Source organism: Burkholderia sp. Bp9143, assembly GCF_003853645.1.
GTDB lineage: Bacteria > Pseudomonadota > Gammaproteobacteria > Burkholderiales > Burkholderiaceae > Burkholderia.
The window spans coordinates 85917-107257 of record NZ_QTPO01000016.1 but is presented as its reverse complement, the minus strand read 5'-3'; the positions used below and the strand labels follow the sequence as shown (position 1 = coordinate 107257).

20 protein-coding genes are annotated in these 21341 nt (G+C 65.8%); 10 read left to right on the top strand and 10 right to left on the bottom strand.

The genetic code is table 11. The features are described from left to right. Nucleotides 1-34 precede the first annotated feature (34 nt). Genes DIE23_RS14645 through DIE23_RS14635 form a run of 3 tightly spaced genes read left to right on the top strand, consistent with a single transcriptional unit; the run spans nt 35 to nt 3924 of the window. Complete coding sequence (locus tag DIE23_RS14645) at nt 35-1258, top strand: lactonase family protein (protein WP_409364233.1); 1224 nt, start codon at nt 35-37, stop codon at nt 1256-1258. A gap of 53 nt (nt 1259-1311) precedes the next feature. Then, a complete protein-coding gene (locus DIE23_RS14640; protein ID WP_124612776.1) occupies nt 1312-2637 on the top strand; it encodes an MFS transporter in 1326 nt (441 codons plus the stop codon). Between the two features lie 60 nt (nt 2638-2697). Beyond that, complete coding sequence (locus tag DIE23_RS14635; RefSeq protein ID WP_124612775.1) at nt 2698-3924, top strand: porin; 1227 nt, start codon at nt 2698-2700, stop codon at nt 3922-3924. A 98-nt stretch (nt 3925-4022) separates the two neighbouring features. Here the strand turns inward: DIE23_RS14635 and DIE23_RS14630 are convergent, their stop codons facing one another. Next, a complete protein-coding gene (locus tag DIE23_RS14630; RefSeq protein WP_124612774.1) occupies nt 4023-4316 on the bottom strand; it encodes an antibiotic biosynthesis monooxygenase in 294 nt (97 codons plus the stop codon). 225 nt (nt 4317-4541) lie between these two features. On the opposite strand from DIE23_RS14630, the gene DIE23_RS14625 reads away from it, so the two are divergent. Both DIE23_RS14625 and DIE23_RS14620 read left to right on the top strand, forming a co-directional pair. Continuing rightward, the gene (locus DIE23_RS14625; RefSeq protein ID WP_124612773.1) at nt 4542-5948 is read left to right on the top strand and encodes an HD domain-containing phosphohydrolase; all 1407 of its coding nucleotides are present in this window, start codon (nt 4542-4544) and stop codon (nt 5946-5948) included. An 82-nt stretch (nt 5949-6030) separates the two neighbouring features. Next, nucleotides 6031-7800, top strand: coding sequence for a histidine kinase (locus DIE23_RS14620; RefSeq protein WP_124612772.1), 1770 nt, complete (start codon nt 6031-6033; stop codon nt 7798-7800). A gap of 18 nt (nt 7801-7818) precedes the next feature. Here the strand turns inward: DIE23_RS14620 and DIE23_RS14615 are convergent, their stop codons facing one another. Both DIE23_RS14615 and DIE23_RS14610 read right to left on the bottom strand, forming a co-directional pair. Then, nucleotides 7819-8898 carry an alpha/beta fold hydrolase gene (locus tag DIE23_RS14615; protein ID WP_124612771.1) on the bottom strand — a complete coding sequence of 360 codons (1080 nt, stop codon included), beginning with the start codon at nt 8896-8898 and terminating at the stop codon, nt 7819-7821. A 330-nt stretch (nt 8899-9228) separates the two neighbouring features. Then, nucleotides 9229-10146 (bottom strand): LysR family transcriptional regulator, encoded by a 918-nt coding sequence (locus DIE23_RS14610; RefSeq protein WP_124612770.1) that lies wholly within the window; start codon nt 10144-10146, stop codon nt 9229-9231. 312 nt (nt 10147-10458) lie between these two features. Between DIE23_RS14610 and DIE23_RS14605 the strand changes: the two genes are divergently transcribed. From DIE23_RS14605 to DIE23_RS14595, 3 genes are all read left to right on the top strand, one after another. After that, nucleotides 10459-11400, top strand: a complete 942-nt coding sequence (locus tag DIE23_RS14605) for a hydroxymethylglutaryl-CoA lyase (protein ID WP_124612769.1) — start codon at nt 10459-10461, stop codon at nt 11398-11400. A 7-nt stretch (nt 11401-11407) separates the two neighbouring features. Next, complete coding sequence (locus tag DIE23_RS14600) at nt 11408-12559, top strand: CaiB/BaiF CoA-transferase family protein (protein ID WP_124612768.1); 1152 nt, start codon at nt 11408-11410, stop codon at nt 12557-12559. A 160-nt stretch (nt 12560-12719) separates the two neighbouring features. Continuing rightward, entirely contained in the window at nt 12720-14159 is a 1440-nt protein-coding gene (locus DIE23_RS14595; protein ID WP_124612767.1) for an MFS transporter, read from the top strand. 40 nt (nt 14160-14199) lie between these two features. Here the strand turns inward: DIE23_RS14595 and DIE23_RS14590 are convergent, their stop codons facing one another. Beyond that, the gene (locus DIE23_RS14590) at nt 14200-14781 is read right to left on the bottom strand and encodes a TetR/AcrR family transcriptional regulator (protein ID WP_124612766.1); all 582 of its coding nucleotides are present in this window, start codon (nt 14779-14781) and stop codon (nt 14200-14202) included. Nucleotides 14782-15154: 373 nt separating this feature from the next. On the opposite strand from DIE23_RS14590, the gene DIE23_RS14585 reads away from it, so the two are divergent. Further along, the gene (locus DIE23_RS14585) at nt 15155-15373 is read left to right on the top strand and encodes a hypothetical protein (RefSeq protein ID WP_124612765.1); all 219 of its coding nucleotides are present in this window, start codon (nt 15155-15157) and stop codon (nt 15371-15373) included. Between the two features lie 204 nt (nt 15374-15577). On the opposite strand, the gene DIE23_RS14580 is transcribed toward DIE23_RS14585, so the two are convergent. Together DIE23_RS14580 and DIE23_RS14575 are read right to left on the bottom strand one after the other, a co-directional pair. Then, on the bottom strand, nt 15578-16054 hold the full coding sequence (locus DIE23_RS14580) for a DUF2059 domain-containing protein (protein ID WP_124612764.1): 477 nt from the start codon (nt 16052-16054) through the stop codon (nt 15578-15580). Then, nucleotides 16051-16320, bottom strand: coding sequence for a hypothetical protein (locus DIE23_RS14575; protein WP_124612763.1), 270 nt, complete (start codon nt 16318-16320; stop codon nt 16051-16053). Before DIE23_RS14575 ends, DIE23_RS14580 begins: the two co-directional genes overlap by 4 nt. 198 nt (nt 16321-16518) lie before the next feature. On the opposite strand from DIE23_RS14575, the gene DIE23_RS40715 reads away from it, so the two are divergent. Continuing rightward, a complete protein-coding gene (locus DIE23_RS40715) occupies nt 16519-16689 on the top strand; it encodes a DUF6726 family protein (protein WP_311767439.1) in 171 nt (56 codons plus the stop codon). Between the two features lie 63 nt (nt 16690-16752). On the opposite strand, the gene DIE23_RS14570 is transcribed toward DIE23_RS40715, so the two are convergent. Genes DIE23_RS14570 through DIE23_RS14555 form a run of 4 tightly spaced genes read right to left on the bottom strand, consistent with a single transcriptional unit; the run spans nt 16753 to nt 20849 of the window. After that, nucleotides 16753-17136 (bottom strand): GtrA family protein, encoded by a 384-nt coding sequence (locus DIE23_RS14570; protein WP_124612762.1) that lies wholly within the window; start codon nt 17134-17136, stop codon nt 16753-16755. Nucleotides 17137-17151: 15 nt separating this feature from the next. After that, complete coding sequence (locus DIE23_RS14565; protein ID WP_124612761.1) at nt 17152-18210, bottom strand: glycosyltransferase family 2 protein; 1059 nt, start codon at nt 18208-18210, stop codon at nt 17152-17154. 24 nt (nt 18211-18234) lie between these two features. Further along, nucleotides 18235-19614: a glycosyltransferase family 87 protein gene (locus DIE23_RS14560; RefSeq protein ID WP_124612760.1), complete on the bottom strand. Its 1380-nt coding sequence runs from the start codon at nt 19612-19614 to the stop codon at nt 18235-18237. After that, nucleotides 19611-20849, bottom strand: coding sequence for a glycosyltransferase family 87 protein (locus DIE23_RS14555; protein WP_124612818.1), 1239 nt, complete (start codon nt 20847-20849; stop codon nt 19611-19613). Before DIE23_RS14555 ends, DIE23_RS14560 begins: the two co-directional genes overlap by 4 nt. Nucleotides 20850-21341 lie beyond the last annotated feature (492 nt).

Here is a 21341-nt window from a genome sequence, read left to right as displayed (position 1 = left end):
GCTAACCCGACATACAACAATTCAGGAGACGACCGTGACGAAAACAGGCAACGACCCGGGCGAACACGGCCCGGATCCGCTGCGCCGCCGCGTGATGGGGCACGCGGCCGCGCTCGGTGCGCTCGCGATCCTCGGCGCGGCCGCCGGGCCGGTTTCTGCAGACGAATCACACAAGGCTTTGAAAGGAAAAACACCCATGTTTGCTTATGTCGGATCGCGCACCACGCGCGAACGAAACGCCCGCGGCGACGGGATCAGCGTCTACCGCGTCGACACCGGGACGGGGGCGCTCGAGCGCGTGCAGCTCGTCAACGATCTGGTGAATCCGTCGTTCCTCGCGTTGAGCACGAATGGCGAACACCTGTATACGGTCCACGGCGACCTGAGCGACATCAGCGCATTCAAGGTCGACAAGGCCAGCGGCAAGCTCACGTTCCTGAATCGCCAGAGCACGCAAGGCAAGAACCCCGTGCATCTCGCGATCGATCCGACCGGCCGCTACGTCGTTGTGTCCAACCACATCGGCGCGAGTATCGCGGTGTTGCCGATCGCGGCCGACGGGACGCTGCAGGCGGTCGCGCAGCTCGTCACGCTCGAAGGCCCGATCGGTCCGCACCGCGTCGAGCAGAAACAGGCGAAGCCGCACTTCAATCCGTTCGACCCGACCGGGCAATTCGTGATCGTGCCGGACAAGGGGCTCGACCGCGTGTTCACGTTCCGGTTCAAGGAAGGGCGGCTCGCGCCGGCCGATCCGGCATTCGTCGTCACGCGCGAGACGGCCGGCCCGCGTCACGTCGCCTTCCATCCGAACGGCGCGCTCGCGTACGTCGTCAACGAACTCGACTCGACCGTCACGACCTATCGATACACGTCGTCGAACGGCGCGCTGACGCCGGTGCAGATCGTGTCGTCGCTGCCGGACACGTACACCGGCAACAGCCGCGCGTCGGAGATCGAGGTCGATCCGGCCGGGCGCTTCGTCTACGCATCGAACCGCGGCGACGACAGCATTGCCGTGTTCCGCATCGACCCGGCCAGCGGCCATCTCGCGTTTGTCGCGGCCGAACCGACCGGCGGCCGCACGCCGCGCTTCATGACAGGCACGCCGGACGGGCGCTTCATGTACGCGCTGAACGAAGACAGCGACAGCATCGTCGCGTTCGCGATCGATGCCGCGACCGGCCGCCTCGCGCCGACCGGCTTCTCGGTCGCGTCGGGCAGCCCCGTCTGCATGGTGTTCTCCGGACACCGCGCGTAATCCTTCCCGCCCCATCAGGAGACAGCCGGCGGCAGGTCCGCCGGTGCACATTCATGAATCAAGCAACCCCTATCGACGAACGCGCGCTGGTGCGCAAGATCGCGTGGCGCATCATCCCGTTCGTGTTCGTCCTCTACATCATTTCGTATCTCGACCGCGCGAACATCGGCTATGCCGCGTTGCAGATGAACAAGGAGCTCGCGCTGTCGAGCGAGGCGTTCGGCTTCGCGTCGGGCATCTTCTTCATCGGGTATTTCCTGTTCGAAGTACCCAGCAACGTCATGCTCAACAAGTTCGGCGCACGCGTGTGGATCGCGCGGATCCTGGTGACGTGGGGCGTCGTGTCGGTGATCTCCGCATTCGTGCAGGACGCGACGCAGCTCTACGTGCTGCGGTTCCTGCTCGGCGTGGCGGAAGCGGGCTTCTTCCCCGGCATCATCGTGTACCTGACCTACTGGTTCCGCGCGAAGGAACTCGCGACGACCGTCGCGCTGTTCACGGCCGCGATCCCGGTGTCGTACATCATCGGCGCGCCGCTTTCGACGTGGATCATGGATCACGTCCACTGGTTCCAGTGGAGCGGCTGGCGCTGGATGCTCGTGCTCGAAGGCGCCCCCGCGCTGGTCGGCGGGATCCTGTGCTTCCTGTACCTGACGGACCGTCCCGGCGACGCGAAGTGGCTCACGCCTGCCGAGCGCACGTGGCTGCTGAACGAACTCGACAACGACCGCAAGGCGCGGCCGCGTGCGCAGCACCTCGGTTCGCTGAAGACGATGACGAACCCGAAGGTGCTGTACCTGTCGTTCATCTACTTCGTGTACCAGTGCGGCAGCCTCGGCGTCGGTTACTGGATGCCGCAGATCATCAAGGGCTTCTCGTCGAAGCTCTCGCATACCGAGATCGGGCTCATCGCGACGGTGCCCTACGTGGTCGCGACGATCGCGATGGTGATGTGGTCGCGTCGTTCGGACCGGCGCAGCGAACGGCGCCTGCACTCGGCGATTCCGCTGGCGGTGGCCGCCGCGGCGCTGCTCGGCGCGGGTCTTTCGACGAACCCGTACGTGTCGATCGCGATGATCAGCCTGAGCCTCGCGGGCCTGTACGCGTTCAAGTCGCCGTTCTGGGCGCTGCCGACGCTGTTTCTCAGCCGCTCGACCGCGGCCGTGTCGATCGCGGTGATCAACTCGATCGGCAACCTCGGCGGTTTCGTCGGGCCGTTCATGATCGGCTTCGTCAAGGGAACGGGGCAGAGCGCGACGCCTGGGCTGCTGTTTCTCGCGGCGCTGCTCGTCGTGTCGTTCCTGATGACGTTCTTCATTCGCGTTCACGAACAGCCGGCCGCCGACACGCCGTCGAACGTGGTGAACCAGACCCATTGACACGATGACGCGCAATCCGGCGGCGAGCCGGGACATATAACCGAAGGAGGAGATCGATTGATGAAGAAGCTTTCATTTTGCTTGGTTGTACTGAATTCAATGCCGGTAATCGCACTGGCGCAAAGCAGCGTGACGCTATACGGGATCATCGACAGCGGCATTAACTACACCAGCAATGTGCAGACGGCGCGAACGGCGGCCGGCCCGGTCGGCGGTCATCAGATCGCGATGATCGAAGGCGGGTCGGCCGGCCTGCAGGGGAGCCGCTGGGGGCTCAAGGGCAGCGAGGATCTCGGCGGCGGTCTCAAGGCGCTGTTCGTGCTGGAGAGCGGCTTCTACAGCAACAACGGCGTGCTGAACCAGGGCGGCGCGATGTTCGGGCGGCAGGCGTATGTCGGCCTGACCCATCCGGTCGGGACGGTCACGCTCGGGCGCCAGTACGATCCCGTCGTCGACTTCTACGGGCCGTTCCTCGCCGCGCCGCAGTGGGGCGGCTACATGACCTCGCATCCGGGCGACCTCGACAACGCGTTGAACACGCGACGCATCAACAATGCGATCAAGTTCCGCAGCGCCAGCTACCGCGGGCTGACGGTCGGAGCGTTGATGAATCTCGGCGGCACCGCCGGATCGTTCTCGACCAACTGGATCTGGGGCGCCGGCGCGTCGTATGCGGCGGGGCCGTTTTCGATCGGCGCGGGCTACCTGAACGTCCGCAACCCGAACACGTCGTTCTTCGGCGCGAATCCGAATGCCGGCCCGGCGACGAGCAACAACCTCGGCAGCGCCGGCAGCGCGAGTGCGCCTGAGAGCAACCCGGTGTTTGCCGGCTATGCGTCCGCGAACCGGCTCGAAATCGCCGGCGTCGGAGCGGGCGTGACGCTGGCCGCACTCAGCGTCAACCTCGCGTATTCGAATACGCGCTTCGAGGGGCTGGGCTCCGCGTCGGGGCCGAATGCGCTGCGTTACGCGGGCACCGCGGCGTTCAACAATGTCGAGATCAACGCGAAATACCAGTTCACGCCGTCGTTGCAGGCCGGTGTCGCCTACGACTACACGAGGAACGGCGGTGCCGGCGGCAAGGGCGGCGCGAACTACAACCTGTTCAGCGCGGGGGTCGATTATTTCCTGTCGAAGCGCACGGACGTTTATACGGTTGCCGTGTTCGAGAAGGCAAGCGGGACGGATTCGCTCGGGCAGCCGGCGGTTGCGCAGATCACCGGGTTGACGCCGTCCGCGACCGACAAGCAGGTTTCATTGCGGATCGGAATGCGGCACAGGTTTTGAAGGAGGGGGAAACTGGCGTGGCGCGCGTAACGCCGGGTTTCGGCAGCGCGCCCGTGACACGGGCCGGGCGGTTGCCCGACCCGTTTCTATTGAGGAGATTACCTGACCGCGACTTCCGTATGCACGACTTGCGGCGGGCTCTTGAAGAACGGCCCCGCCAGTTGCCGCCACGCCTGGAAATCGTCCGATTGCCGGAAATGCACCATGTGGTCGTCCACGGTGTCCCACTTGACGACGAGCAGGTAGCCGCCACTGCGCTCGATCACGCGGTGCAGCTCGGCGCCGCCGCAGCCACGCGCGCGGGCGAACAGCGGGAGTGCCTGGCGAACCGCCGCCTCGAATGGCTCGGCCTGCGACGGATCGATTTCGAGCGATGCCATTTCCAGAATCATTGTTGCTCCAATAGGGTTTGAATGTTGCGAACGGATCGTGATGCGACGCGCGCCGTGGACGGCGCATCCGGCAACGATACCGGAAGTCGGCTGCGGGGTGGTTGCATGCGGCCTTCATGACGCCGGCGTCTGCATCGTGCTTGTCAGCGTTTTCCCTGATACGGAAAGTTCCCAACCCGGCCGATGTCACAGAGGTGGTGAAGATAAATCCATCCGAGGCCAGCCATGACGATATCCGCAATAGACGGAACCAACGAAGCACCACCCGAAACGAGCGCCGAAGCCGCACCCGGCAACGCCACAGTGACCCCGTCGATCCTGCTGGTCGACGACGAACCCAGTGTGCTGTCCGCGCTCAAGCGCGTGTTGCGGCCCGCGCACTACGACATCCTGACCGCCGAAAGCGGGGAGGCCGCGCTCGACATCCTGGCGTCGACCGAAGTCGACCTGATCGTGTCCGACATGCGGATGCCGAACATGAGCGGCGCGGCGTTTCTCGCACGCGCCCGCTCGCTGTACCCGGACACGATGCGGATCCTGCTGACCGGCTATTCCGACATCGCGTCGATCGTGGAGGCCGTCAACGAAGGCGGCGTGTATCGCTACCTGAACAAGCCGTGGGACGATCACGACCTGCTGATGACCATCGAGCAGGCGCTCGAGCAGCGGCGCCTGCGCGGCGAAGCCGCGCGGCTGGCCGCGCTGACCGAAGCGCAGAACGAAACGCTGCGCCGTTTCAACACGGAACTTGAAACACAGGTTCGCGCGCGCACCGAGGAACTCGGGCAAACCGTGATGTTCCTCGAAGCGGCGCAGCACGACCTGAAAAGCAGCTTTACCGCGATGGTCCAGGTCTGCGCGAGCATGATCGAGATGCGCTGCGGGTCGGCGAGCGGCCATGCGATGCGCGTCGGCGAGATCGCGCGCCGTCTCGCGCTGTCGGCCGGGATGAGCAGCCTGCACGCGCAGGACGTGTATTTCGCGGGACTGCTGCACGGCATCGGCAAGCTGTCGCTGCCCGACGAACTGCTGCACAAGCCGATCGTCAAGATGACGACGGACGAACACAGCCTGTTCCAGCAACATCCGCTGCGCGCGCAGATGGTGCTCACGCCGGTCGCGCAGTTGCACAAGGTCGCGTCGATCGTGCTGCACCAGTACGAGCGATTCAACGGGCGCGGCACGCCGGACGGGCTCGCGGGCGACGCGATTCCGCTCGGCTCGCGGATCGTCGCGATCGCGCGCGACTTCGAAGGGCTGCGCAACGGCGAGATCGGTTCGCCGCATTCGGTCGAGCAGGCGATCGACGTGCTGCACTCGCAGGCGGGCGTGCGTTACGACCCGCTGCTCGTCGCGCGCTTCATCGAGCTGACGCGGGATCCGGCGAGCCTGGGCATCGCGGCGTCCGTCGCGGAGATCCAGTCCGCGCAGCTGCGCGAAGGCATGCAGCTCGCCGACGATCTGCGCACGCATCGCGGCGTGCTGTTGATGACGAAGGGCAGCGTGATGTCGGCGCACCAGATCGATCTCGTGCGCCGCTTCGAGGCACGCGAAGGCACGGCGTTCGACATTCTCGTGCTGACCGGCGCTGCCGCGTCGACGCAGGCGCCGGCCGGCACACCGCCTGCGTGACATCCAGCACGACCGCACGGCCGTGGCGCGCGATCGACCGCGCGTCGCGGCAACGCGTTCAATTCGACCGGGGCGCTCGATCATGCATGGCACCTACAACCTGCTGCTTGTCCTGCTGTCGCTCGTCATCGCGACGCTGGCCGCCTATACGGCGCTCGACCTGGCCGCGTTCATTTCGCTGCTCGACGACCCGAAGCTCAAGCGCGCGTGGCTGGCCGGCGGCGCGGCCGCGATGGGCACCGGGATCTGGTCGATGCATTTCGTCGGGATGCTGGCGCTGTCGCTGCCGATTCCGCTCGGGTATGCGCTGCCGGATACCGGCGCGTCGCTGGCGATCGCGGTGCTCGTGTCGTATTTCGCGCTGAACGTCGTCACGCGCGCGCGGTTGAGCCGCCGGCACCTGCTGGCAGGCGGCATGCTGATGGGCGCCGGGATCGTCGGGATGCATTACACGGGCATGGCCGCGATGCGCATGGCGCCGGGCATACGCTACGATCCCGCGCTGTTCGCGGCGTCGATCGGCGTGGCGGTGATCGCGTCGACCGTTGCGCTCTGGATGGCGCAGACGTTGCGCGCGCAACAGGCGCACCATGCGACCGCGCAACGCATCGGCGCCGCGCTGATCATGGGCATCGCCATCACGGGCATGCACTACACCGCGATGGCGGCCGCGCATTTCGCGCCGGATGCGCGATGCGGTGCCGCGAACGGCATCGATGCGCCGTGGCTCGCGACGACCATTGCGCTGTTCACGACGGCCACGCTGATCGTCACGCTGCTCGTCTGCCGCTTCGATGCACGCACGACCTTTCTGCGCGGCATGACGGACACGCTCGAACGGCTGGTGCGATTGCGGACCGCGGAACTCGAAACGGCGTTGCGGCGCTACGAGCAGACGACGGCGATGCTGCAACGCACGCGCGAGAACATGGCGACCGAGATCGTAGAGCGCCGGGCGGCGCAGATCCGGCTCGAACAGGAGAAGGACGAACAGCGGCGCCTGTTGCGGGCGCTCGAGGAAACCCACGTGCAATTGCTGCAATCGGAAAAACTTGCGTCGATCGGCCAGCTCGCGGCCGGCGTCGCGCACGAAATCAACAATCCGATCGGCTTCATCAGCGCGAACCTCAATACGCTGAGGACGTGGGTGCGCAGCCTGCTGGACGTGATCGCCGCGCATGAAGCCGCGCTGCCGCAGCTGGCGCCCCCGGCGCGCGACGCGCTGACGGCGCTGCGCTGCGCGGCCGATCTGGACTACGTGCGCGACGAGATCGTGACGCTGATCGACGAATCGATCGATGGGGCGGTGCGGGTGCGGCGCATCGTGCAGGACCTGCGCGATTTCTCGCGGCCGGGCAGCGGCGAGTGGAGCGTGGTCGACATCCACTCGGGTCTCGAAAGCACGCTCAACGTCGTCCATAACGAACTCAAGTACAAGGCCGACATCGTGCGCGAATACGGCGACGTGCCGCACGTCGAATGTATTCCGTCGCAGTTGAACCAGGTATTCATGAACCTGCTCGTCAACGCGGCGCACGCGATTCCCGAGCGCGGCGTGATCACGATCCGCACGTCGAGCGACGGCGAGCAGGTGTCGATCGCGATCAGCGACACCGGAACCGGCATGGCGCCCGACATCGTTCGACGGATCTTCGATCCGTTCTTCACGACGAAGCCGGTCGGGCAGGGAACGGGGCTCGGCTTGTCGGTGTCGCACGGCATCGTCGAGCGCCATCGCGGCGCGATCGACGTGACGAGCGCGCCGGGACACGGCACGACGTTCTGCGTTCGACTGCCGATCCGGCGCGCGGAAGGCCACGTGGACGCGGCGGCAGTCGAGCAACGGGCATGAGCGCGCGGTGATGCGTCGTCACCGCGCTCGCTTGCGCCGCCGCCGTCGAAAGAAATGCCAGAACATCGCGGTCGCGTCCGGCCCCGTCGCGGCGTGGAATGCCTCGCGCGGATCGCCGCCGCTCCATGCGTGCGCGAGGCGGCGCACGATGCAGACCCGGACGATCAGCGTGCCGCCGCGCAGATAGTCCGTGTACGCCGCGTCGTCGAGCGCGTACGTACGTTGCTCGCCGACGCGCGGTTCACCCTGTTCGTCGACGAGCCGATTGAGCCGCGCAAACGCAACGCCGAGCTGCCGCGCGTTGTGCTCGGCGACGACCGTATCGAGTCCGCCATGCACGACGAGCGCGGGCATGCCCGGATAGGCGTGCGCGTCGACGCATGCGTCGACGACGCGTATCGGATCGTCGCGGAGACCGCGGCGCATCAGGCTCATCGCGGCCATCGTCGACAACGGCGGCGCGATGGCCGGACCGGAGTGCAGGCCGACGGCCGCGAAGCGATCGGGGAATTCGAGCGCCAGACGCACGGCCAGCCCGGCACCGGCCGACATGCCGGCCAGATAGACCCGGTCGCGATCAAACCCGTGCTCTTGCACGATCGCGTCGATCAGCGACGCGATCGCCGGAGCCTCCGACTGCGACGCATCGCCATGCCAGTTCCAGCAGCGATGCGAGTGGGCGGTCTTCGCCTGTTCGGGGAACAGCACGGCAAACCCGGCGCGCTCGGCGACGCGGCAAATGCGGGTGCCCGCGGCGAACGACTCGGCCGTCTGCTTGCAGCCGTGCAGCATGACGACGACGGGCATGCCCGCGGTCGTCGCCGGTGCGGCGGGCAGGTAAAGCGCGTAGGCAAGATGGTTGACGAGGCGGCCGGCGGCGGGGCGCGCGGAATGAAACGAGCGTAGCCACGTGCCGGGTGCCTGGCGGGGCGATGTCCGGGCGGTGGGCACGGGCCGCGTGCGACGCGTGGTCCGTGTGTCGGCGGGGCGCTTGGCAGGCGTCGCCGGCTGGGTGGTCTTCCTTTTGGGCCGCGTGCTCGACGCGGCGGTCAACAGGTCGAAAGGCCGTAGCCAGAGGCTGGATTTTTTCCTGGGCATGGACGAATCTCGTGCCGGCGGCGCGCGCAACAGCATGCGGCGCGGCCGGCCGTCGGATGGAAGTCGAATGCGGGCACAGCACGATTCGTGCTGCGGGAAGCGTCCGCGTCGAAGCGCGCCGGCGTGACCAGCACGGAGGCGGCCGGCCGAACACCACCACGCCGCGCGACATCTTTACAGCCGTCGTCGCGATTCGGACAGGCCACACGGCATGCTAGCAGGCACCGCTCGTCTCGAGTGCGATGGTTCCGTGACGAATCGGTGAATGCTCAGGTTGTCGCCCGTCCGGTTCAATGGGTACTGCCGCGCATGCCGACGAGCCGGAATTCGCTACTGGCCGTGGTCGTCCCGCGCCGCGCGACTCGCGAGATGGTCGACCATCCGCTGCGCGGCGGGCTGCAGCGTATCGAAGCGCTGGAAACACACGATGAAACGACGCCGCGCCCATGCATCGGTGAGCGGGATCACCTGCACGCCGAGCGACTGCCGGTAAGCCGCCGCGACTTCGACCGGAATCACGCTGATCCCCAGGCCGGCGGCCACGACGCGGAACGCCGCGTCGAAACTCGACACGATCACGCGGTATGACACGGTCCGGCCTCGGTCCGCGGCCGCCCGCTTGAGCATCGTGTGAACGGCCGTGGCCGGCGGCAGGCCGACATGTTCGAATTCGAGCGTGTCGTCGAAGCCGACCGATTGACGGCCAGCCAGCGGATGCTCGGGATGCACGGCGAGCGCCAGCCGGTCATGACGATATGAACGCGCCTGCAGCCCTTGCAAGTCGACGTTGTCCCAGCACACGCCGACCGCGGATGCCCCTTCCCGCACCTGCCGGACGAGGTCGCGCGACAGCCGCTCTTCCACGTCGACCTTGATGTTCCGGTTGGCGGGATCGCGCATGAACGACGCGATGTCGTCCAGCAACACTTCCGCGATCGCCGACGCCGACGCGCAGATGCTCACGCGCCCTTGCAGCCCGTCGCCGATCGCGGTGACGTCGGCCGCGATCCGGTCCATCGTGAACAGCATGCTGCGCGCATGCTCGAGCAGCGCGATGCCGGCAGGCGTCGGCGTGACGCCGCGTCGCGACCGCGTCAGCGCCGGCACGCCGAGATCGCTCTCGAGCTGCGCGATGCGCTTGCTGATCGCCGAAGGCTCGATGTGCGCTTCCTTCGCGGCACGCGCGATGTTGCCGTGGTCGCACACGGCCACGAACAGCCGCAGTGTCTTGAGGTCGATGTCGCGCATCGGTGCAGTCTCCGCGTGTCGAAACGTTCCGGGCCGGAAGGTTTCGGCTCGATTCGGCAGGTTTCCGGGTCTTCCGGGAATGTCAGAAGTTACCACGACGACGCGGGTGCGGCGCGCCGCGGACGTGCCTGTCGACATGCCTGCATGGCGATGGCCGGCCCCGCCGCGATGCGGCGGCCGCCCGATTCCTGGGATTCCGTTTCGGAACGTTTTCGGTTCCAAATCGATTCTTTACGTTTTTTCGGGAATCTCTAAAGTAGGGCTATCGCCGGCGCGCAATGACCGGCCCCAGATTGCGGAGACAGCAACCCCATGCCTTCTTTTCCCACCCATGTCGTGATTCGCGAGGTTGGATTGCGTGACGGCCTGCAGAGCATCGAGGCCATCCTGCCGACCGCGCGCAAGATCGAATGGATCGCCGACGCGTACGCGGCCGGCCAGCGCGAGATCGAAGTCGGTTCCTTCGTGCCGGCGCGGCTTCTGCCGCAACTGGCGGATACGGCCGAACTCGTCGCCTACGCGAAAACGCTGCCGGGCCTCACCGTGTCGGTGCTGGTGCCGAACCTGAAAGGTGCGCAGCGCGCCATCGAGACCGGCGCCGACCTGCTGCTCGTGCCGTTGTCCGCGAGCCGCGAACACAGCCTCGCGAACCTGCGCAAGACGCCCGACGAAGTGGTCGCCGAAGTCGCGCGCATCCGTGCGGAGCGCGATGCCGCCGGGTCGGCGACGCTGATCGAAGGCGGCATCGGCACGGCGTTCGGCTGCACGATCCAGGGGCGCGTTGAACCGGACGAAGTCCTGCGTTGCATGCAGGCGTTGCTCGACGCGGGGGCGGATCGCGTCAGCATCGCCGACACGGTCGGCTACGCTGGGCCGGCGGCCGTGCGCGATCTGTTCGAGCGCGCCCGCCGCATTGCCGGCGACCGGTTCCATTGCGGCCACTTTCACGACACGCGCGGCCTCGCGCTCGCCAATGTCTATGCCGCGCTGGAAACCGGCGTCGCGCGTTTCGACGCGACACTCGCCGGCATCGGCGGGTGTCCGCATGCGCCGGGTGCCAGCGGCAATGCGTCGAGCGAGGACCTGGCGTTCATGCTCGCCGACATGGGCATCGACACGGGCATCGACCTGCCGGCGCTGCTGGCGCTGCGCGCCAAGGTCGCGCGCTGGCTCGACGGCGAAACGTTGCACGGCGCGCTATGGCGCGCCGGCTTGCCGAAAACACATCGCGCGTCGACTGCGCGCACTGCCTGAGGACATCATGGAAACCAACGCAAGACTCCCGCTCGACGGCGTGCGCGTGATCGAGTTCACGCACATGGTCATGGGGCCGACGTGCGGGATGATCCTCGCGGATCTCGGCGCGGAGGTCATCAAGATCGAGCCGCCCGGCGGCGACAAGACGCGCAGGCTGCCGGGCCTCGGCATCGGCTTCTTCCGGACCTTCAACCGCAACAAGAAGAGCGTCGTGCTCGACATCAACACGCCGGAGGGCAGGGATGCCGCGGTCGAACTGATCGGCACCTGCGACGTGATGCTCGAGAATTTCCGCCCGGGCCTGATGACGAAGCTCGGTCTGGACTACGACACGCTTTCGAAGGCATTCCCACGGCTCGTCTACGTGTCGCACAAGGGCTTCCTGCCCGGTCCGTATGAGAAGCGTCTCGCGCTCGACGAAGTCGTGCAGATGATGGGCGGGCTGTCGTACATGACGGGGCCGGTGGGTCGGCCGTTGCGCGCGGGAACGTCGGTCAACGACATCATGGGCGGCATGTTCGGCGCGATCGGCGTGCTCGCCGCGTTGCGCGAACGGGATGTCACCGGACGCGGCCAGGAAGTGCAAAGCGCACTCTTCGAGAACTGCGTGTTCCTCTCCGCGCAGCACATGCAGCAGTATGCGATGACGCATGAAGCGCCGCCGCCGATGCCCGCGCGCGTGTCCGCTTGGAGCGTGTACGACGTGTTCATGCTTGCCGGCAACGAACAGCTGTTCATCGGCGCGGTCAGCGACAAGCAGTTCGCCACGCTGTGCGACGTGCTCGGCCGCCCGGACCTGCCCGCCGAGCCGCGCTTCGCGAGCAACGCATTGCGTGTGGCGGTCCGGCCGGCGTTGCTCGATGTCCTCGGCGACATCCTGAAGGACCACCGCATCGACGAACTGATGCCGAAGCTCGAGGCCGCGGGCATTCCGTACGCACCGATCGTGCGCCCGGAGCAACTGCTCGACGATCCGCATCTCAAGGCCAGCGGCGGTCTCGTGCCGATGGAGACCGATGACGGCACGACGACCGACGTCGTCCTGTTGCCGCTGACGATGGGCGGTCGCCGGCCGGGTGTCCGGCAGGCGTTGGCCCGGGTCGGCGAACACACGCACGAGATTCTTTCACGGCTGACCGGCCGCGCGGCCGCATGACCCGCCAGCGCCTCGGCCGCGATGCGGTTGGTCGAGGTGCTGCAGCAAACAATCGTCGAGAACCGCGCGCCGTGCATGACGTGCGCGGCGCGCAACACCGGCAGGCGGACCACGATCCAACAACAAGGCCGCCGACATTCGCCGTATTCAGGAGACATGCATGCAACCCACCGTCACCGCGGATTCCCGTCCGCACGATTCGCCCTTCATCGATGTCGACGTCACGCCGGGCGCCGCGATCGCCGCGCGCATGGATCGTCTGCCGATCACCCGCCATCTGTGGATGCTGGTGCTGCTGATTTCGCTGGGCGGTTTTTTCGAGGTCTACGACCTGATCTTCACCGGCTATATCGCGCCGGGCATGGCGAAGAGCGGGGTGCTGCAAACGACCACGCACGCGTTCTTCGGCTTCACCGGGATCGCCGGCTTCATCGCCGCGACGTTTGCGGGCCTGTTCGTCGGGACGTTCGGGCTGGGCTGGATGCCCGATCGCTACGGCCGGCGCGCGGTGTTCACGATATCGCTGCTCTGGTATTCGATCGGGTCGGTGATCATGGCATGCCAGACGACCGCCGAAGGCATGATCCTCTGGCGCTTCATCACCGGGATCGGCGTCGGGGTCGAGATCATCACGATCGACAGCTACGTGACGGAGCTCGTCCCGCAGCAGATGCGCGGCCGTGCGATGGCGTTCAACCAGAGCGTGATGTTCGCGGCGGCGCCGGTCGCCGCGATCCTGTCGTACTGGCTCGTGCCGACCACGGTGCTCGGTATCGACGGATGGCGCGTCGTGGTGCTCGCGGGCGCGCTCGGCGCGCTGCTGGTGTGGTTCATCCGGCGCGGCGTGCCGGAGAGTCCGCGCTGGCTCGCGATGCACGGACAGGTCGACAAGGGCGACGCGATCGTGCGGAACATCGAGGCGATCGTCGAACGTCAGGCGGGGCACTCGCTGCCGCCGCCGTCGCCGGTCGTCGAGCAGCCGCGGCATCGACGCGCGTCGCTCGCGGCGTTGTGGCAGCCGCCGTATCGATCGCGTCTCGTGATGCTGATCGTCTTCAACTTCTGCCAGGCGATCGGTTACTACGGTTTTGCGAACTGGGTGCCGACGCTGTTGATCAGCCAGGGCATCACGGTCACGAAGAGCCTGCTGTATTCGTTCATCATCGCGTTCGCGTTGCCGCTCGGGCCGCTGCTGGCGATGGCCGTCGCCGACAGGATCCAGCGCAAGCACCTGATCGTCGGCGGCGCGCTGGTCGTGATCGTGTGCGGGACGGCGTTCGCGCAGGTCAAGGCGGTGGTGCCGCTCATCCTGCTCGGCGTGCTGATCAGCTTCGCCGGCCAGATCATCTCGGTCTGCTACCACGCGTACCAGGCCGAGCTGTTCCCGACGGCGGTGCGGTGCCGGGCCAACGGCATCGTGTACTCGGCCAGCCGGGTCGGCGCGATGATGTCGGGCTTTTCGATCGCGTTCCTGCTCCGGGATTTCGGGTTGCCCGGGGTATTTGCCGGCATCACGGCGTGCATGCTGGCGGTCGCGGTATCGATCGGTTTCTTCGGGCCGAGGACCAACGGCTTGCGGCTCGAGGAATTGAACCGTTGACGCATTCGCCCAAACGCGTTGGCGGCGACGGATCAACCGATCACTTCCGTTTCGGCTTGACCGTCCTGGCTTGCCAGCTTTCCTCATCGAGCAGGCGGGCGAATAGTCGATTCCGCATCGCGCCGGTCAGCGGCGTCAGGCCAAGCAGCACGTTGAACGCAATGCCGCTCGCCGCGAAGTAACGCAGCAGCGAGAGTTCGAAATCACCGGACTCCTTGTCCATGGTTTTCAGCTTGTCGGCATCGGTGCTGTCTCGGCCCTCGAGCAGTTCCGGGCTTTCGATGATTGCCGCCAGTACCGCGCGTGCGACCGAGTTCGGTTGATTGATGGCTTCCCGAAAAATCGCGATCTGGGCCGCGAGGGTCGGCTCGGCCTTCGACGCCCCCTCCTTCACGAGGTAATCGCGTCCGAACTGTTCGAATTGCTGCTGCTGGAATTCGAGCAGCGCCTCGAGCACGCCCTGCTTGGTACGGAACTGATGCAGCAACCCGCCCTTGCTGATGCCGCTTTCACGCGAGAGCGCGTCGAACGTCAAGCCTCCGACGCCATCGCGTGTCAGGATGCCGAGTGCTGCATCGATGGCCTTCTTGCGGGAAATTTCCGAGCGGGTCTGATTGTCCATTGGATCGTCGCGATGGCGTCGCGCTTTCGCGCGGTGATGGGGCGGTAGGGCGAGGCGAGCGCGGGATGATACTCCCGGCCGCAAGCCCGGCATTGTACCTTGGCGATGACTTGTCATAAAACAAACCGGGCAGACGGTTTACATAGGGTGGTGGCGGTGCTACGCTTGCCTCGCGTCAACCCTTTCGCCATTTCACCGCCGGTGCCGGTCGAGCGCCTTCCATGGAATCCGACATGCTCATACCCAAATTGGGCGCTTTCATTTTTTCCGGCGTCACGGTGCTGACGTTGGCGGCATGCGCTCGCCGCGAAGCGGCGGATCGATGCCGAGACACGCGGGATGCGCCAACCGAAATCGACGAGGAGCACGGAAGATGCGCGAAATTGCCTATCTGATTCTCGGCACGCCGCCGCCGCTGATGGTTTCGATCGTGTTCCTGATCGCTTATCTGGCGATCGGGATTCCGGCTCACATGATCCGCGGCGCGCTTGCGCGGGACATTTTCGGTACGATGGCCGGTGTCTTTGCGGCGCTCTTCTATCTGACGCTCGTGCTGGGCTTCCAGACCGACATCCAGGACCTGTCTCGATGATCGCGCAGGGAATTGCGTCGACTGCAGGCGACGCAGTGAACCCGCCAGAGTTGCATTGATTGAGCGACGTGCATCAGGAAAAGACACGCGTCGACTGCCGAAGGGAACCTCGCGCGTGGGCATGCGGGGCCGCATCTCGATGCGCCCTACTGGTGCGGGCGTGGATGCCCGCCGATAGGAAGCGCGCCCTTCAACGACCCTTCCTCAGTTTTCATTGATCCGGGGTTGAATGCTGGAGATCGCTCTGTCCATCTCCGGCATGAGCGTGGTTCGACCTTTGCGAAGCCATGCTTGTCCGGCCTGACTCATATAGAAGTCGTTGACGCCACGGAGTTCGCTTACCGTGAAATTTCCTGCGCAGTAATTGATCAACTGCTTGAGTACCGGATCCCTGAGATCGTTGACGGCGTCTTCGACCCGCTCGCGATAGGTGCTGGCATCGGCCGATCCGGCCGGCCCATGCTTGCGACCGGCGCCATCGTACGATTTCCTGACGAGATCCCGGATACGTTGGTCCATGTCGTCTTCCACACCGGACGACCTGAGCGCTTGACGGCAAAGCGTGCGCTTCTCGCCGAATCGATTCAGATCGTCGAGGCCGCGAAACTGGGCATGTGCCGTCGACATGAAACCGATCGCCGCGATGCACGACACGATCGGCATGAAGTAGGAGATTTTCATTTTGGGCCGTTCTGGAAGCCGTTCGTCAGGTAAGGAACGTCGGTTGAAAATACCGTCACGATGATGAGGACGCTTACGAGCGCAGCCACAAGCGGGGCCGCAAGAAACAGCAGCTTGATGGTTGAAGATCCGGGGCTCGGGGTGAGTGTGGTCGGGTGGCGCATGATCGCTGTTCGATGGGTGACGGAAGGGAATCGGGTCTGCTGCGCTCGCTCGACGGAGACCGCCGCTTGAGCGTTGGTTGACGCCAAGGCAACGGCAGGCACATCGGGCTCCGGCGCGGTCGTTACGCGTTGAGCAATCGAACGAGCGGGAGAGGTCGTCGCATGGACGGATTCGACAGATGAGTCATGCTAGCATACAAACCGTCTAGACGGTTTGTATGCTAGCATGATCTTACGGCGGGCAGGTTCCGTCAGTCGGGTCTGTCCGGAAGATGTATCGATTGCTACCAGGAGGTGGATATGAAGTGGTTCGTCCGTGCCGTTTGTGTCGCCGGCTGTATCGTGCTCGGCGGATGCGGCCTGGCTGCAGCACCGTGTCGTATCGCGTCTGCGGGGATCAAGATCGTGCCGGTCGTGGGGCACGTGGCCGCGGCGCCGACGGATGCGTGTGCGACCGTGATCGATCCTTGAGTCCGGATTCGGGTTTCCGATCGGACGTGGAAGGGAAGCGTGTGACTGCCGGTGCCGTACACCTCACCGATACGTCCACGACCGGTGCAACACGAACATCGTCGGCGGGATCAGCAGCGCGATCGCGACGATGGCCCAGCCGCGCGGCACGTCGAGCCGTTCGGCGGCGCGCGCGAGCAGCATCGTCTCGACGAAGCCGGCCAGCGCGACGGTCAGGTAGCGCAGCAGGTTGCGCGAATGCACGGTCGACGAGAAGCTCCACAGCGTATTCGCGAGATACGAGAACGCCGTCGCGCCGACGAACGCGACGGCGTTCGCGATCACCTGCGTCGCGTCGATCAGCGCGTACATCGCGGACGCGATCAGCACATGCAGCGCGGTCGAGCAGAGTCCGGACAGGCCGAAGCGCGCCAGCCGGACGCGCTCGGCATAGAGCAGTTCGAACATCGCCGCCTCCGCCGGTCAGCGCTCGCCGACCCGCACGCGGGCCGGCTGGACGCGGGCCGGTTGCAAGCGGCGGCGTGCGGCCGTGCGGCGCGCATCGCGCGCGACCGGCAGCTCGATCACCTTGGCGTGCGTCTGGTAGCGGCGGCGAATCAGATAGACGGGGCGTTGCTTCGATTCGTCGTAGATGCGACCGATGTACTCGCCGACCACGCCGATGCCGATGAGCTCGATCCCGCCGATGAACAGCGTCACCGACAGCAGCGACGCATAGCCGAGCACCGGGTTGCCGAACAGCAGTGTGCGAGCCACGATGAACGCACCGTACAGGAACGCGAGCGCGGCAATGCTGAGGCCGATGTAGGTCCAGCTGCGCAGCGGCACGGTGCTGAAGCTCGTGATCCCCTCGAGCGCGAAGTTCCACAGCTTCCATCCCGAGAACTTCGAGTGTCCGGCGCTGCGCGGATCGCGCTGGTATTCGACGATCACGGTCCGGTAGCCGACCCACGCGAACAGCCCCTTCATGAAGCGGTGCCGCTCGGGCAGGCTCCGCAGTGCGTTCACGACCTTGCGGTCCATCAGCCGGAAGTCGCCGACGTTCTCCGGCAGCTTCACGTCCGACAGCAGATTGTGCACGCGGTAGTAGATCGCGGCGGCGGTGCGCTTCGCGAACGAATCGCACGCGCGGCTGCTGCGCTTCGCGGCGACGACTTCCGCGCCGTCTCGCCAGTGCTCGAGCATGACCGGAATCAGGCTCGGCGGATCCTGCAGGTCGGCGTCGAGTGGGATCACCGCGTCGCCGTCGGCTTCGTCGAGGCCGGCCGTCAGCGCTGCTTCCTTGCCGAAGTTGCGGGTGAGATCGATGACGCGCACGCGGCGGTCGCCCATGCTGACCCGGATCAGGCGTTCGAGCGTGTCGTCGCGGCTGCCGTCGTTGACGCAGACGATCTCGAAGCGGATCGCCTCGATGCCGGCCATCAGCGGAATCACGACGTCGAAGAAGCGTTCGACGGCTTCGCCTTCGTTGTAGAACGGTACGACCAGCGAGACGAGCGGCGTGTAGAGTGGTTCGCGCATGATGGGTTCCCCTGTGGTGACGTATCAGCGGTCGACGCCGAAGGTCGGGCGGCCGGCGCGGCGCAGTCCGTGCGCCGGGCGATGGTGTGAGCGGACCGGATGCGGGAAGTCGGTCTCGGTCGAGTTGTCGCGTGCGTCGGGCATCGACGGCACGTCGTGTCTTTCTTGTGCAATCCGGCTGACGAGCAGCGCCAGCGACGCCAGCGTGACGAGCGGCATGAACTGGAACGACAGATGCGAGACCAGCACGAGGCCGGCGAGCGGCATCACCCACATCAGCAGCAGCCATTCGCGGTCGAAGCGCCGCCAGCCGTGCGTCCACGCATAGCGTGCGTACCAGGCGATCACGAGCCCGTACCAGGTCAGGTCGTAGTCGTACAGATAGGGACTGACGATCAGGCACGCGCAGGCGAGGGTCGCGGCGCGCAGCGCGTACGAACACGCGCCGCGCCATGCATATACGACGGTGATCGCGGCGGCCGCGGCCGACAGCAGCTGCAGGGCGCGTGCGACGTAGACGGGCCAGCCGGCAAGCGTGGCGAGCGCGAACACGGTCGGCATGCGCGCGAGCTTGACGTGGCCGGCGCCGACGGTCTGATACGCATCGGTGATCCCGTGCATGAATGCGACCCACGAACCGATGCCGAACGCGAGCGTCGTCAGTGCGACGCCGCCGGCGATCGTCGCGGCCCACGCGGCCAGCGCACGCCATTGTCCGGCGCACAGCAGCGCGAGCGGGAACAGGATCGCCATTTGCGGCTTCATCGTCAGCAACCCGAAGCAGATGCCGGCGACGACGGGGCGGCGGTTCAGTGTCAGCAGCCCGCAGCCGGCGAGCATCGCGGTAAGCAGGCTCGTCTGCCCGACGATCACCGTGAGAAACGCGCCGGGGAACGCGAGCGCGCAGAGCAGTGCCGCATCGCGCTGCACGGTCGCGCGGATCGTTACCGCGAACAGCATGTAGGTGACGCCGAGCCACAGCACGAGAGCGAGCGTGTACGGCAGCCAGCCGAGCGGCAGCACGAACAGCAGCATCGTGGGCGGATAGAGCCAAAGCAGCGAGCCGTCCGCGGCGTTCATCGTCGGGATCACGAGTTTCTCGAGCGCGAAGAGCGACGAGAAATGCCACGCGTCGATCGCATGGCCGTGCGCGGCGAGCCGTGCGGCGCTCCAGATCGGCGCGAGATCCTGCGCGAGCGGCTCGGGCACGGACGTATGCGACCCATGCACGCGTGCGAGGTAGACGCAGATGAACAGCAACTCGGTCAGCAGGACCGTGGCCGCATAGAGGCGCACCCGATCACGATTGAGCCAATGCGGGAATCGGCGCGGGCCGGCGATCGGCAGTTCCGGATGCGCGTCGATCGCCGAATCGACGTGCAGAAGGGCGCGCGGCGATTTCATTGCGCATTCCTCGACGCAGGGGTCGAGCGACGCACGACGACGAACAGGACGGCGAGCAGCACGACCGGGCCGATCTGCGGCAGCGTCGTTATCCGGTTGAATACCTCGAATATCGGCAGCAGCCACGCGAGCACGATCACGATCTGGTCTCCCGGCAGCCAGCCTTCGTCGAGTCCGTAGGCGACCACGCAGAAGATCGCGATGCCGAGCCAGGCCAGTTCGTAATGCCACAGATAGGGTGTCGTCAACAGCGTGGCGATCGCCAGCGCCGCGCCGCGCAGCCGCATGTCGGACGTGCGACGCCAGACTTGAACGGCGGCGGCGATCGCGAGCAGCCCCACGGCGACCTGGGCGGCGAGCGAGACCGGAATCGATGCGCCCGCGAGCCGCAGCGCCGCGAACGTCGTTGGCGAAACGAACCAGTAGGCCGGCAGGGTGAAATGCATGCCGCGCACGATCGACATCGCCTGAACCAGTCCGGTCAGGGAACTGGTGCCGGTCAGCGCGATGCCGACCACCGTGAACAGGATGGTCGTGATCGCTGCCGATACGAAGGTGCGCCACGAGCGCGTCGCGATCAGCACGAACGGAAACACCACCGCCATCTGCGGCTTGATGGCGAGCAGCCCGATCAGCACGCCGGCGACGATCGGGCGTCGGCCGAGGAAATGCAGCGCGAGTGCGGCGATGCCGGCGGTCAGGATACTGTTCTGCCCGTAGAGGATGGACGCGAACACGCCCGAGTAGGCGAGCACGACGAGCGCGGCGGCGCGCGGAACGGGCAGGTGCGCACGCAGACCCGACAGTCTCAGGACAGCGTACGCATAGCATAAAAGACTGCCCGCAAAAAAGAGGAAATACGCGGGCAGGAAAGGCACGAGGGCAACCGGCGCGATGAACAGCAGCATCGTCGGCGGATAGAGCCAGGGTAGCGATTGGTGACCTAGATAGGCACCGAACCGCGCCACCTCGGCATGAGAGAAGAAGACCGGATCGTAGATCGCTGCGGCATGGCCTTGCAGTACGAGCTGCGATGCGGTCCAGAAGACGGAAAAGTCGACGCCCGGCCGGGCGGTGGTCTGTGACGTAAAGGCATCCGTTACGAAGCCCCAGGTGATCAGGAATCCAACACAGAGCAACAGCATGATGCAGCTGTACGGAATGATCCTGTCCGCTGTTAGCCATTGAGCACAGCGTTTGGCGCGATAGCGCACTCCACGATTGGCTGTGTACATGATGCCCCGTCTGCAGTGAAGGCTGCCTGGTCTGCCGCAGCCCCTTTGTGTTGTCGTGTATCCGGATCGAATCGCATTCAATGGCGCTGTCCGGTGAATGCATTGTTGGAGAAAAAATCGTGTGACGCAAACCGCGGGCTGAATCGCGAGACCTCGATTCGGCGGCGATATGGCAGAAAACCGGGTTTTCAGGTCTGAGAAAACCGCGCCGGCGCAAATGATGTTTCTCGCTTGAAACATTCCGAGTTTTTTGCCGGTCCGGCGGCGCGCGGAATTTGTGTCGGGCGACGGGCTACACGGATTCGGGAAAATCCCGAGAAATTTTTTTTGGGCCCTTGCACAGCGCGACGGCGCCCCGCCGGCCCGCCGCGCCGGACCGCATGTGTATATCAAATCTGAAACATTTCGCGCATCGCGCCCAAACCCGACTGACGGGTGAATCGCCGAAACCCTTGCTGCGTCTGGATTTTCTTCCGGCTGGCCTGCTCTTTG